Origin of the sequence: Colwellia sp., from assembly GCF_013214175.1 — a bacterium.
Lineage (GTDB): Bacteria > Pseudomonadota > Gammaproteobacteria > Enterobacterales > Alteromonadaceae > Colwellia.
Genome location: NZ_JABSPA010000005.1, coordinates 213,473 through 228,082 on the forward strand (window position 1 = coordinate 213,473; position 14,610 = coordinate 228,082).

7 protein-coding genes are annotated in these 14,610 nt (G+C 39.8%); 4 read left to right on the plus strand and 3 right to left on the minus strand.

All coding sequences use genetic code 11. The features are described from left to right. The first annotated feature begins 65 nt into the window (after window positions 1-65). The 3 genes from HRT55_RS13825 (at window position 66) to HRT55_RS13835 (ending at window position 6,014) form a co-directional block, all read left to right on the plus strand. Window positions 66-1,658 (plus strand): lytic polysaccharide monooxygenase, encoded by a 1,593-nt coding sequence (locus tag HRT55_RS13825; RefSeq protein WP_291622162.1) that lies wholly within the window; start codon window positions 66-68, stop codon window positions 1,656-1,658. Window positions 1,659-1,749: 91 nt separating this feature from the next. Next, a complete protein-coding gene (locus HRT55_RS13830; RefSeq protein WP_291622164.1) occupies window positions 1,750-4,368 on the plus strand; it encodes a glycosyl hydrolase family 18 protein in 2,619 nt (872 codons plus the stop codon). Between the two features lie 377 nt (window positions 4,369-4,745). Then, window positions 4,746-6,014, plus strand: coding sequence for a leucine-rich repeat-containing protein kinase family protein (locus HRT55_RS13835; protein ID WP_291622364.1), 1,269 nt, complete (start codon window positions 4,746-4,748; stop codon window positions 6,012-6,014). A gap of 79 nt (window positions 6,015-6,093) precedes the next feature. Here HRT55_RS13835 and HRT55_RS13840 read toward each other — a convergent pair whose 3' ends face one another. Continuing rightward, window positions 6,094-8,097, minus strand: a complete 2,004-nt coding sequence (locus tag HRT55_RS13840) for a methyl-accepting chemotaxis protein (protein WP_291622166.1) — start codon at window positions 8,095-8,097, stop codon at window positions 6,094-6,096. Window positions 8,098-8,430: 333 nt separating this feature from the next. Beyond that, window positions 8,431-9,318, minus strand: a complete 888-nt coding sequence (locus HRT55_RS13845; RefSeq protein WP_291622167.1) for an alpha/beta fold hydrolase — start codon at window positions 9,316-9,318, stop codon at window positions 8,431-8,433. 352 nt (window positions 9,319-9,670) lie between these two features. On the opposite strand from HRT55_RS13845, the gene HRT55_RS13850 reads away from it, so the two are divergent. Next, window positions 9,671-10,906, plus strand: a complete 1,236-nt coding sequence (locus tag HRT55_RS13850; RefSeq protein ID WP_291622169.1) for a hypothetical protein — start codon at window positions 9,671-9,673, stop codon at window positions 10,904-10,906. 106 nt (window positions 10,907-11,012) lie between these two features. Here the strand turns inward: HRT55_RS13850 and HRT55_RS13855 are convergent, their stop codons facing one another. Further along, complete coding sequence (locus HRT55_RS13855; RefSeq protein WP_291622171.1) at window positions 11,013-14,405, minus strand: PKD domain-containing protein; 3,393 nt, start codon at window positions 14,403-14,405, stop codon at window positions 11,013-11,015. Window positions 14,406-14,610 lie beyond the last annotated feature (205 nt).

The following is a 14,610-nucleotide window of genomic DNA, read 5'->3' on the forward strand; positions in this document are numbered from 1 at the left end:
TAGCAAATCAATTTAACAAAATAAGCAGCGATAAATACTTAAGTATTTATCGCTAGGAGAAAGCTATGTCTAAAAATCATCTAAAAGTTACCTCAATCGCTATGGGTTTAGCACTAACCAGTGTTTTATCTACCATCAGTACACAAGTTTCTGCCCACGGCTATATGTTCAGCCCAATGGCCCGCCAAGCATTTTGTGAATTACAGCAAGGTTATTGGTGGCCAGAAGATGGGTCAAATATTCCAAACGCCGCATGTCGTGCAGCATACTTAAGTTCTGGTTATTTTCAATTTGTGCAACTGCATGAATTTGCGGTAAATACCCGCGACTTTACTAATTTAGTTGCAGTAAAAGCCAATATACCCGACGGTACTTTGTGTGCAGGTGGTGATGATAAGAAAAAAGGTATGAACCTGCCCTCACCTCATTGGCAACGCAGCGATGTAGTCCCTAATGCTAATGGTGACATCAACATAAAATTTCTAGCAACCACGCCTCATAATCCGAGTTTCTGGCAATTTTATTTAAGTAACCCTAGTTATGATGGCAACACCATGCCATTGACTTGGTCAGATATCACCTTGGTGCAGTCACACGCAAATATCGATTTTATCAAAGATGCCGATGACAGACGTTTTTATCAGATGGAAGTCAACATACCTGCCGATAGAGTTGGTGACGCTATTTTATATAGCCGTTGGCAGCGTGATGACGTGGCAGGAGAAGGGTTTTATAACTGTAGTGATATTTCCATAGTACGAGATAACGTTCAGCCTGACACCTGGTTTGACGCTGGCTTCTTCCTAAAACAGGGGCAAACAGCAAACGTTGGAGAAACTGTTAGTTTGCGGTTATTCGATGCTACAGGCCAGGAGTTAATAAACCAACAGCTCGCGATAACTGAATTAAATCAAGCAACTTGGCCAAGTGATTTTGCGCAATCGTTAAATATGGATTACAGCCACTTACTCAATATTGGCGTAGAAAATCCCCAGGGTGATATCGCTTTTGATTCAACAAACCTACTCAGTAATGTCACCTATGTCGCCGATAAAGAGCATACCTTTGTGCTTTCTGTCCAAGCAGTACCAGTAAATACTGCGCCGATAGTCCATGACATCGACAATATTGTTATCACCGAATCTGCTACTGAATCTATTCATGTGCATGCCTTTGATGATGAGCAAACTAATTTATCCTTTATTTGGCAAGTACCCAATGAGATCTCTTACACAGGAGATGATGCCAATATCACGATTACCGCTCCTATGGTTGAAACCGATACTGACTACAACCTTAGTGTTGCTGTGTCAGACGGTATGTTAACTACCAGCAAGCACTTTACTGTCACGGTGAAAAACAGTGTGGTAGACCCTACAGCGCCATTATGGAGTAGCACTACAGCTTATTCGGCTAACGATAAAGTTAGCTATGAAAACAAGGTTTATTCAGCCAAATGGTGGAACAAAAACCAAGCGCCGGATAACAGTAATGCTTGGCAACTCGAATCCCCTAACGATGGCGGCACGGCAATTTGGCATGCTCAGAATGAGTATTCACAAGGCGCTGTAGTAAGTTACCAACAAGTTAATTATCAAGCTAAATGGTGGACTAAAGGTGAACAACCTGATGTCAGTAATGTTTGGAAAAAACTGTAAAGCTTTAAGAAAACCAACAATAAGAATACCCACACAACAATGCTGAACATGCCATTGGCATCAAACAGCAATATTATAATAAGAGGACATTATGAACAAAAAACTACTCACCATGTGCGCAATAAGTGCAGCACTATCATCACAACACGCCGCAGCAGCGCCTGCTGCACCAAGCATTGATTGGACTCCGCAAAACTATTCTTTTGTAGAAGTAGACTTAGAAGGCCAAGGTTCTTATAAAGATTTAGTTAAGGCAAAAGAGCAAGTTGACATTAGTGTTAAATGGAACTCTTGGAGCGGCTCTGGTGGCGATAACTATAAAGTATATTTTGATAGCACTATGGTAAATTCAGGCACTTTTGCAGCGGGTACCAAAAGCGGCGTTATTAGCTTCCCTTATGCTCAATCTGGTCGTCATCAAATGACTATCGAATTGTGTGAAGGCACAGTGTGTGCAACCAGTGCTGGTAAAGAAATCGTTATTGCCGATACTGATGGCGGTCATTTAGCGCCACTTGCAATGAACATAGATCCAAATAATGGCAGCTACCCAAGACAAATTGATAATGTTGTTGGTGCTTATTTTGTTGAATGGGGAATTTACGGCCGCGGTTATGATGTTAGCCAAATACCCGCTGATAACTTAACCCATTTGTTATACGGCTTTATTCCAATTTGTGGCGCTAATGAATCGTTAAAAGAAATTGAAAATGGCAATAGCTGGCGCGCATTAGAAAAAGCCTGTGCTGGCTCGGCTGATTATGAAGTGGTAATTCATGACCCATGGGCTGCAGTACAAAAAGCCTTACCTGGCATTGACTCAAACGATCCTATTCGTGGTACTTACGCGCAATTAATGGCATTAAAACAACGTAACCCTGATTTAAAAATTCTACCTTCTGTTGGTGGCTGGACTTTATCAGACCCTTTCTATGGTTTCACTGAAAAAGCTAACCGTGATGTTTTTGTTGCTTCAATGAAGACATTCTTAAAAACATGGAAATTCTACGACGGCGTTGATATTGACTGGGAATTTCCCGGTGGCAGTGGTGCTTCACCAACATTAGGTGATCCTATTAATGATGGCCCAGCTTATGTTGCTTTAATGCAAGAGCTACGCACCATGTTAAACGAATTAGAAGCTGATACAGGTCGTACCTATCAACTAACCTCAGCAATAGGCTCAGGTTATGACAAAATTGAAGATGTCGACTACGCCGCAGCCGCGCAGTTTATGGATTACATTTTTGCCATGACTTATGATTTCTTTGGTGGTTGGAACAACGTTACCGGTCATCAAACAGGATTAAATTGTGGTAGCCACTTAAGTGCTGATGAATGTAACGGCACAGGCTTAGATGATAAAGGCGAACCACGTAAAGGTCCTGCTTATACCATCACTAATGCGGTAGATTTATTATTAGCACAAGGCGTAGCGGCTAAAAAGATTGTTGTTGGTACAGCAATGTATGGTCGTGGTTGGGAAGGTGTATCACCAGATAACACCACTATTTTAGACAATCCAATGACAGCTGACGGTACTGGTAAATTGACTGGAACTAGTGCCCAGGGTGTTTGGGAAGCAGGTATTATTGATTACAAAGGCCTTGCTCAACATATGGTAGGCGCAGCAGGTACTGGTGTTAATGGTTTTGAAGTTGGTTACGATGAAATGGCAGACGCTGCTTATGTTTGGAATAAACAATCAGGAAAATTAATAACTTACGATAGCCCACGTTCGGTTATTGCTAAAGGTCAATATGTTAAAGCCAGTGGTTTAGGTGGCTTATTTGCCTGGGAAATTGATGCTGATAATGGTGATATCCTTAATGCAATGCATGAAGGTTTAGGTGGCAGTGTTGAACCAATTAACAAAAAGCCTGTTATTTCTTTAGCAAATAGCTTTTCTGTCGATTCAGCACAAATGATCACTATCGCAGCAACAGCTACTGATGCCGATAATGATACCTTAACGTATAGTTGGACAGTTGATAGCGCCTTAGCAGTTGGAGCAACTAATGCCGCTTCTGTTGATATAACCGCAAGTACAGTGACACAAAATACTAACTATGTATTAACGCTGACCGTATCAGACGGTAAAACAAGTGTTAGTAAATCGACAACATTAACTGTCGTTGCACCGAGTACTGGTAATACCGCACCTGTTGTTAACGTTATTAGTGATGTAACTGTAGAAGAAGCAATGCAAGTTAACATCGCTGTTTCTGCAAGCGATGTTGATAACGATGCATTAACTTACACTTGGCAAGTACCTACAGGTTTAACACTTGTCGGCTCTGGCGCTAATGTAACGTTAACTGCAGGCAATGTAACTGCTGAAACAAGTTACACAGTAAGTGTAGATGTCAGTGATGGTACAGCTGTTACGTCACAAAGCTTCACGGTAACGGTAACGAACAAAACTACTGGCGGCAATGATACTTGGGATAGCAGTAAAATTTATAATACTGGTGATATTGTTGTGTATAACGAAATAACTTATAAAGCCAACTGGTGGACTAAAGGTGAGCAACCAGATCAAAGCGGCGCATGGTCAGAAGTGATTCCTGATGATGGTCAGGTGAGAGCATGGCGCGCAGATTTAGTTTATAACGGCGGCGATAAAGTTTCGCACGAAGGCGTAACTTATACCGCAGGCTGGTGGACTAAAGGTGAAGAGCCTGGTGTTGCTGGTGTTTGGAAAAGCTAATACCAATAAGAACAAAAATAACAACTGTAAATAATTATTAGCCATTCTCACATGGATGTGGACACCTACTTTATTACTGGAGCTAGATGTAGGCTATAAATGAACACCTTACGCTTTGCATCTTTCTTCAGTAATGGAGTCAGGTGCTTTTTTGTATAATACCATTTTCATTAAGTTTGTGAGCTTGTTGTGCGTAGAGAAAATAAATCAGGGCAAGGCGCTTGATTGAGCAATAGCTCGCTATTGGGATTGAGAGCAACGCAGACGTGGATTATTTTAACCTGCACAAGTGGGCAATAATTTTAATCATTGAAGCTTTATTGAAATATTTCCAGTACACTAGCGCCGTTTTTAATCACACTTACGGACGCTTTATTTTGCATACTCTAGCTCAGCTTCAATCTGGCGAACTTCACGGTATTAATCAGTTAAAACTCTCTGAAAACTTAACTGAATTTCCGCTAGAAATCTTAACCTTGGCTGATAGCTTAGAGATACTCGACTTATCGAATAATGCCTTATCGTCATTACCTGCAGAATTAGCACAGCTAAAAAAATTGAAAGTGATCTTCGCTTCGCAAAATAAATTCAGACAGCTACCGGAAGTGTTAGGAAAATTACCTAACTTAGAAATGGTTGGCTTTAAATCGAACCAAATAAAGCAGGTGGCAGAACATTCCCTACCCGCGAAGTTACGCTGGTTAATTTTAACTGATAATCAAATTGAAACCTTGCCAGATTCTTTAGGTGAGCGACCGAGATTACAAAAACTGGCTTTAGCAGGTAATCAATTAACCGAATTACCACAAAGCTTAGCGCAAGCCCATAACCTTGAACTGGCACGAATATCTGCAAATAACTTAACTGAATGCCCTGAGCAACTTTTAAACTTGCCTAATTTAGCGTGGTTGGCTTTTGCCGGTAATCCATTTTCACAGTTAAGTCTCACTGAAAAATCTGAAGTAAAAACAGTTCCTGAGCTTTCATCCGATAGCTATACCCTAGAGCATGTTCTTGGCCAAGGCGCTTCTGGCGTTATTTCAAAAGCCCATTGGAATAGCGAACAATCGAAATTTCCAGCTGACATAGCGGTAAAAGTATTTAAAGGTGAAGTGACCAGCGATGGCTACCCCGAAGATGAATTACAAGCATGTTTGCAAGTAGGCAACCACCCAAATTTAGTACAATCATTGGCGCAAGTGACGGAAGACTTAAGCTCTGGAGGTAAGTACCTAGCATTGATCATGAGTTTGATCCCTGAAACTTACCAAAACCTTGGCCTGCCACCGTGTTTTAAAAGCTGTACCCGCGATACTTTCCCACAAGGTTTTAGCTTACCTATTACCCTTATTACTAACATAGTGCAGCAGATGGAAGATGTCTTTAGCCACATGCATAACAGTAAAGTCTGTCACGGTGACTTCTACGCTCATAACACCTTGTTTGATGTGCAAGGCAATATCATATTTGGCGACTTTGGCGCTGCCACTAGCTATCAAATGCTAACGCCGGCACAGCAAGACAAAGTTCGAAAAATTGAACACCGAGCGCTAAATCATTTTATTGATGATTTATTGAGTATTTGTATTGAGCAAGATAGGAATAGTGAAGCGTTTAAGCTGTTGAAAGAGCGTGTAAGCCTTTAAAGAATTATAAAAAAGCGTGCAGATGAATATCTACACGCTTTTTAAGTTCAGCTAAGTTTAGGTAACTTAAACTAACTAGCTAAACTTTGAATTGGTTCACTACTGTCGTGAGATTTTCAGAATAAGTCTGTAACCCCTGCAAACCATCACTCATTTCAGCCGCACCTTGCACGGTATCTTCGGTCAAAGCCCTAACATTTTCGATGCTTTTCGATACTTCTTCGGCAACAGTTGACTGCTGGGTAACCGATAGCGCAATTTCTTGTGTTTGGTTCTGAATGCTAGTTATAACACCGGTTATCTCAGTTAATACCCCCTGCACTTTTTCAGTCAATTCAACACTAGACTGCGCTTCTGTGCGGCTACTTTCCATCACTGTTACCGCTCTTGACGCTGTAGTTTGTAGCTCATCAATAATTTTTTCGATACTCGCGGTAGATTCTTGTGTCCGCGAGGCCAGAGTTCTCACTTCATCAGCAACAACGGCAAAACCACGACCTTGCTCTCCTGCTCGTGCCGCTTCAATAGCCGCGTTTAATGCTAATAAATTGGTTTGATCGGCAATACCGCGAATCACACTTAACACTTCACCAATACTCTGGCTATCTTCTTTAAGCTTATTAACCACAGTTGCTGCGGCACTAATATTTTCAGCTAATTTATTGATTCCGGCTGTAGCTTGGTTAACCACAGACGCCCCTTCAGCAACTTGAGTTTCAGCACTATTGGCCAACTCTTGTGATAAATTAGCGTTATAAGATATTTCACTACTATTTTGCGCCAATTCATTAGCCGAAGTCGCCACCATATCAATTTCTTGTTTTTGTTCTTCAATAATATCGATAGTTTGTCTACTGATAGAAGAAGCAATAGCAGTCGATTGCCCTACTTCGGCTGTAATCACCACGGTTTCTTTCACCAAGGCTTGGATTTTATCAATGAAGGTATTGAATTCTTCTACTAATTGACCAATTTCATCATTTTTAAGCGGCTCAATGCGCTTAGTCAAATCACCATCACCTTCAGCGATATCATGCATGGTTTGCTGTAAACGAGTGAGACGTTTAGTTAGCGGTAATACCATCACATAAACAACCACTGCGACTAAGCCTATGATAATGAAAACGATAAAGCTTGATGACCAAAAAGCCTGAGTCACGGGCTCAGAAATAAGCTTTTCTGGCACCATAAAACCTAGCTTCCAGTTCATTTTAGGCATGTCACTACTGACCTGATTAAAGATAACTTTATACTGTTCACCTTGCCACTCAACATTGCCGATGCCTGACGCGCTATTCAAGGCAAGGTTCTGTAATTGAGTAAAGCCAGACGCATCGTTAAATTTAGCGTCGATATCTTGCATTAAATCACCTGGCGAGAAACTAGTATTGAAGCCAGGAAAGAACACCAACTTACCGGTATCTGTCATTAAAAAGGCTTCACCTTCGCCTTGATACTTAATTTTAGAGAGTAAATCTTTGCCTATGGTGGAGATTAAAATATCAATACCGCCAATGCCTAGTAGCTTGCCATTAGGTAGGTAATAAGGTCCTGTTACTGTCGCAGAAATTGAACCGTCATTATTATCAACAGCAGGGTCGGTAACATACATTTGTCCTTGGTTTAGACCATTAGCCCACCAAGGTCTTTGATTGGTGTAATAGTCGGCGTCTGTATAGCGACCCTCTAAATCAAAATATTCATGGGTATTTTCACTGCCAAAAAAGACACTTTTAATAGCGGGGTCTTTAGTTGAGAAGTATTTGAAATATTCGGTGACTTGCTGGTATTGCTTGTTGTTATCAATATCGGAAAGCCGTTGGTCATAATCAGAAAACCAGTCGATAACTTGTGGGCTGGCAAAAACACTGTGGACAATTTGTCCCTTAGCTTCAAAGAATCCACGTACTTCTGCCGATTGCAGTTTAACTATATCTTCAATTGAGCGGGTGATTTGTTTGCGAGTGTCGTCACTTACATTAGAAAGAATAAAAAATGAAGTAATGATCAGTAACAGCGCGACTGCGCCTGATATGCCAGCAACTAACTGACGCATAATAGAACGGTTTATAAAATTAAACATGAACTTCCTACTGCTTGATGGGTGTGGAACAAGTTTTAGCTTTTATTATCTGAAATCAAAATGTTAATTTTGATAAGACAAAAACTGTATCATGGCTCGAATGAAATGGCTATCTACCGAGGCACATAGCTCCATAAGTGAGCTGATACGCTGTAATATCGTACTATTGATAGGATATGTGCTGATTTGATTAGCTGAAAGTAAGTAAGTCACTTAAGCGGCGTATAAGTTAAAGAAATACTGAAAACAAAAGCTTGAGCAATTGTTATCAGAAGAAATCTAGAAAAACGGGCCTTAGAGTAAAGTTATTTACCTTTACCCCGTTTATTTAAATTAGTTGTGAGTATTTAGCCATTCAGCTAAAAGTGGAAAGTGATCGGTAACTGCCTGTGGATGAGTCAGAATATTAATATGATCATAATCTAAGGCATTACCATTATTCTTTGACAGTAAATTAAACTTAGCTTGATGATTATATGACTCGGCAATAAAACCTTTTACATCTTGCTCATGCCCTAAAACTTTATCTTTTACCCCGGTAAAATGCCAAGACGGCGGCCAGACTATATTTTTAGCGGCTGTGTTATAATCAAAACCATCGTGAGGGTCTATCCAAGCACCTTTTTTAACCCAAGCAACACTGTGTTCAAGAGATTTTATCGTTTCATTATCTGAGCCTATGCCATACCTTTTGGCATCTAAAAAACCGTTTTTATTTGCTAGTTTGATGGCAAGGTTATTCCAAAATAGATTCACTTTCAAAAACTTTTCTACACTTCTTACCGTTACCGACCTTTTGGTGCCAAAACAGCTTTTACTTAGCACTTGTGGTAAACGTTCTGGGTAACGAGCTAAACAACTCGCCATTAATACGCCGCCCCATGAATGCGCAACAACATGCATAGCTTGGTTAGTTTTTTTAGTAATGTAATCTAAAAGCATTGGAATATCTTGGCTAATCGCTTCGAATTGACCAAAGTCAGATTTGGCATTTATAGTTGGTGTACTTTTTCCGCGACCACGAAGGTCAGCAACATAAACATCAAAGCCCTGTTCAGCTAAATAGCAGGCTAAACCTTTACCTTTTTCAGTATAAAAAATAAAGCCATTCTCTATCGCTCCGTGGATCATTAAGACAGGTGTACCCGCTGAGTTTTTGGAAATATGACGAAGGTGTAATTGGTAATCTTCACCTTGAATATATAAGGATTGTTGCTTCATTGCTTACTTAGAGCCTCTTAAATAATTGACCACAACCAAAGGTCTGACCACTTAGTGTTAGCATACAGTTAAATAAAATATCAGCAAGGAGCATCATACTTTTTTGACTAAACTATATTTTTCGCTGCCATGTCAACACAACAGCTACTATGGCTAATTTAAAAACTAAGATCAGACTAAGTTTTTAAATTGACTATGACAGCATTTATCACAAATAGAATACTATTGATTTTACAACAAGGGTGCGCCTAATTATTCCATAAGCTTTTATTTATTATGTTGAACTAGCTAAAGTTAATAACTATAATGCTGCGTTTTACAGTATTCATATCAATATAATTTAGGGATTTTCATGAATTTACAGGGAGCCGGAGCTTGGCACTTTATAATATTAACTACATTTTTAACCTTGTTGTCTGCCTGTGGTGGCGGGTCGACTGACGAAGACCCTTTGGAGATCCCAAAGGTTACTTATCAAGCCCTGCCAACCTCTATGTCAGTTAATGAAGGAGAGACTGTTCGTTTAACTTTAAATTTAACTGGCAAGGGAGTCGAACAACTAAAGTTTAACTGGCAAGTAAGCCAGGACATTCCTTTTACCGGTCAAGGTACTGACACTATTAACTTTACTGCACCTAATGTAGATCAATTAAGTACCATTAACGTTCAAGTCACACTCGAAAATTCAAGCAAAGTCATTGGATTTTCTGACCAGAGAACATCTGTAATAGTTGCCAATATTGAAACCCTTAACGAGAACAACGGCAATATTCCACAGTCAAATTTACCTAAGGTTGATAACTTAAATTTTGATGGACTTACTTCAGGCAGCACCTGGTTTAACGAACAAGTAAGCTTTACCAGTACAATCAACAGTAGTGGTAACACCATAACAGTTGAAACCCGACGATTGAACCTTACATACATCGAAGCAATAAATTTATCCAGCGAAACGATTACGCTATCAGAATGTGGACTAACAGGATCATTTGATATTGATGTCGTTAATTATGCTGCCGGAATTGAGTGTGAGACGAGCAGCACATTAAATATTAGCCAAAATGATAACGAATTTAGATTGGCACGTATGTGTGGCGATAAAATAGTAGCGGCAAGCACTTACACTAAGAAAAGTGAAAATAAGCTTACCTCTAATGGTGAACTAAGCCTTAGTTTTTCATCTTATGAAAACCTGCCGAGTACGAATCAAGTATGCGGAATTGTGGCTACCTCTGAAGTAAAATCATATAGCCCTGATAACACACTAATAGAGAAGGCCGAAGCTTCAGCGTTGCGTTTGTTCACTGAGTATCAAGGCAACCCATTCGAGTTACAGTTTCTAATTGATGACCTTCCAACCACTTTATTTTCCTCTTTGCATACCAGCATATTAAGAGACAACGTGGCTAAAATTAATAGCAGCGTCTTACCAGAAATTAGTAATTTAGCTGGAAGTGAGTTCGGTACCATAATTTTTGATTTTGGGAATACTGACAAAAATATTAAGGCCGATTTTGACTTTTCCTTGTCCTCGACTGGTGGTCATAAAGAGTCTATTGAAGGCAGCTTTACTTTACTGTTTGAATAAATAACTAAAACAAAAATTAGCCAAAGAAAAAGGGCAGGATAAATTATTTAAATTTACCCTGCCCCTTGCTATTTTTCTTTATACTTTAGTGTTAAATGCTGTGAGTCTACTGACAACTTGCGCTATCAAACTCCACTAAAATAGTCGCATCACTTGCACCACCAGTCACTTTTAAGTACGACCAATAGTTGCTTCCTGCAGCTAAAGACAGACAAGTTGTGGTAGAGCCATTACCTAATGATTGACCGTCAAAACTGCTATCACTTGGCCAGCCACCATTTTTATAAATAATGTCTACATTTCCTTGACCATGACCAGTAGTAATAGACACAGTTTGATGAGCTGAAACATCACCTAAACTAAACCAAATAGCGCTACTAGTACCTAAACATTCAGCCTGTCCAGCGGTTAAACTACCTCCTGTAATGGCGGCTTTAGTTAAACAAGCATTTTCAATACCTGGAACATTTGATTCAATAGTCACACTTGCTGTATCAGTATGAGCTGCACCGTCGTTATCAGTTACCGTTAATGAAGCAGTATAGTTACCCGCTGCAGGGTATGCATATACTGGATTCGCATCAGTGCTTTGTGCACCGTTACCAAACGCCCAAAAGTAACTAACAATATTACCATCAGTATCTTTAGAGCCTAAGCTGTCAAAAGTTATTGCATTACCAATTTGGGTAACATATGCGCCATTGGCTTGAGCAACGGGTGCCACATTGCCACTATCAACAATAGTTACCATGTAATCTTCAGCTTCACCATCACCAATAGAACCACAAGCGCTAGTCGGTGCACTGCCATATTTCATCACTACACGCATACGAGTTGTTAGACCAACTAATGTATTATCAATAGCTAAATCACCAACTACAGTACCTTTGCCAGACAAACCACTAAGTAGTTTTTCTGATGCTTCAAAAGTACCGCTGTTATTCGTATCAAGCCAGATAGCCCAATGTTCTGAATAATTACCACCAGCCGTTAAGCTAACAGCATTATTACCTACAGTTAATGGCATATTAATGCTGGTAAAATCTGCATAACCTTCTTTAGCGCTGTTATTCGAAACTCCGCCAGCCATAACGCCTGCAATCCATTCATAACCGGTATTACCCGTTACTGCACAATAATCAACAAGTACCGACTTAATAACCGCCGTTGTTGAAACTGTACTTGAGGCATTATCGTTATCAGTTATCGTTAATTCAACAGGGTATGTACTCGCCGTTTGATAGCTATGACTAGGATTAGCTAAAGTACTAGTACTACCGTCACCAAAGCTCCAATAATAACTTGTTATTGACCCGTCATTATCAATAGAGCCTGCACTTGAAAAGGTAATACTGGTATTAACAAACTCATCAAATGGTCCGTTTATTTGTGCTATCGGCGCTGCATTAGTTGCACTAATATTAACGATACTTGAATCTGATGATTGATTATTATCATTGTCTGTTACGGTTAATATTGCACTGTAAGTACCATTGGTTGCATAAGCGTAACTAGGGTTCGCTTCAGTACTAGTGCCACCGTCACCGAAGTCCCAGCTATACGCAATAATACTGCCATTAGCATCAACTGAACCAGCACTACTAAAGCTAATTACTTCGTTTATAACACCGTTGTAAGCACCGTTAGCTTCTGCTGTAGGTAAACCAGTTGAAGTATCGATATTACGCTCATAGTACAATCTAAACGTTGCACCGCTGTAATCTAAAAACGGGTCAATTATAACGTTAACCGTACCGCCGCCAGCACCTAAATCACAATATTCACTTAAGCGTGGCGCACTAAAAGGTGCACAGTCTGAAACGTTAGTTGTTGGCACAGAGTTTACGCTAACGTACATGTCTGGATCGCCTTGATAGCCACCCGCTATCACCGCAACTACACGATTAGCATCTGCTGGTACTTCAAATTGATAACTTTTATCAGCTTCACCTTTAATTGCTGATAGGTTGGTTTCTTCTGCTAGGAAAACCCGCTCACAACCAATACATAAACTTGGGTCATCAACCGATAATATTTCCAATGTTGCATTAGAATAATCAGTAAATGCATCTACAGTAACAAAATAAGGCTGGGTTGATGATGGCGAGGATATAGCGACTAACTCTGGCGTGCCTGCAGATTTAAATGAAATATAATCTGCGACCCAAGTATCACCATTTTTTGAAGGTGCCACGCCTTTACTTACGTACATATCAGGATCTTGATTATATCCTTTCAAATAAATAGCAGTAGCTTCGGTGCCTTGGGGTAAATTCACTTCAAACGTTGTTGTTTCACCTTTTAACGCCGAAAGATTAGTAAATTCGTTAAGTAAAACGCCTGTAGGCGCGACATCTAAACCAGTGCCATCCCAATTGTGTGGAGTATTACTAGTGTACTGCTCTAGACCAACCGCAACCAGGTTACTGTTACTCCATAACGTTGACCGAGCACCACCGTGTAATGCCGCTGTCATTCTGCTAACTTGCCCTTGGGTATACATGGCATAGTTATCAGAGTAATGCATAAAGTTTTCGGTGTTAGTACTTTCACCTACACAATTCGGTGCATTATTCTGCAAAATGCTACTACTCATTTGTGGCGTATCACAGTTATTATCACCCGTTAACTCACAAAAAGCTTCTTGATGTACAGAACACACATCACCATCAAAAGTATGAGGTAGGTTTAACCAATGGCCAAATTCATGAGTTAATACTGAGCGGAAGTTTTCGCCAGTATTGGTACCAACAAAGTTACCATTATAAACCACACGAGATAAGCCAGCTTCTGACATGCTCATTTGTGGATACCAAGCAACACCAGAGCTACTGGTTGTACCGTCATCATATAAATCACTCATGAAATATATGTTCATGTATTTGAAGTTGTCCCAAGAATCAGCAGAAATTTGAGCATCAAACTTAGCTCCGTCGCCGTAGCCTGCTTTATTCGGGTAACGCACAATACCGTTTGTGGTATTTCCTTGAGGATCTTTTTTAGCTAAAACAAACTCAATATTTAAGTTATCTCGTATTGCAGCGAATTGTGCTGCGATAGGACCATCTTGAGTATTGGTACCTAAAAAATCTTCATTAGATTTATTAAGGCCATCAATAATTTTACTTTCTGTTAAACAATAAGCGCTTGCATCAGTACAGTTATATTGATCGCCATAAACATGCACAACTACAGGGATATAATAACGACCATCTACGCCATTACCATTAACGGCTAACGCTTGAGGCTGTGACGACATCTTAAGCATTGAGCTAGTGAGTGATTGCTTTAATTTCAACTGTAATTGATTTTCTTGTTGTAATGCATGCCAGTCTTGTTTGTTTTTATCGGTACCACACACTTGGCTTTCGCTAAGCTGAAGGTTTGTCGAGATATTATTATTGATTGTTGACGTTGGTAATTGACCAGCTAATGCGGCCGTACTTGACGCTGTTAACATTAAGGCCATTAACGAATGGGCTTTATATTGCAAGGACATGGAATTCTCCTGTACATGTTTTAAAAAACATAGTTTTGGGGTAACTGAATAAAGGTTGGTGAATAAACACAACAGCCATTACTAGTTACACTATTTATTATTTTATTTGTTTTTAGTATTTGTGAGTTTCATAGCGACAGTTAACAAGTTGTAAATATAACGTTATAGAATCGATCAAAAAACCACCGAATTGAATATACTACAA

Coding starts and splice junctions, on each gene's coding strand:
- HRT55_RS13825 (WP_291622162.1), top strand. CDS start 66: ATGTCTAAAAATCATCTAAAAGTTACCTCAATCGCTATGGGTTTAGCA.
- HRT55_RS13830 (WP_291622164.1), top strand. CDS start 1,750: ATGAACAAAAAACTACTCACCATGTGCGCAATAAGTGCAGCACTATCA.
- HRT55_RS13840 (WP_291622166.1), bottom strand. CDS start 8,097: ATGTTTAATTTTATAAACCGTTCTATTATGCGTCAGTTAGTTGCTGGC.
- HRT55_RS13845 (WP_291622167.1), bottom strand. CDS start 9,318: ATGAAGCAACAATCCTTATATATTCAAGGTGAAGATTACCAATTACAC.
- HRT55_RS13850 (WP_291622169.1), top strand. CDS start 9,671: ATGAATTTACAGGGAGCCGGAGCTTGGCACTTTATAATATTAACTACA.
- HRT55_RS13855 (WP_291622171.1), bottom strand. CDS start 14,405: ATGTCCTTGCAATATAAAGCCCATTCGTTAATGGCCTTAATGTTAACA.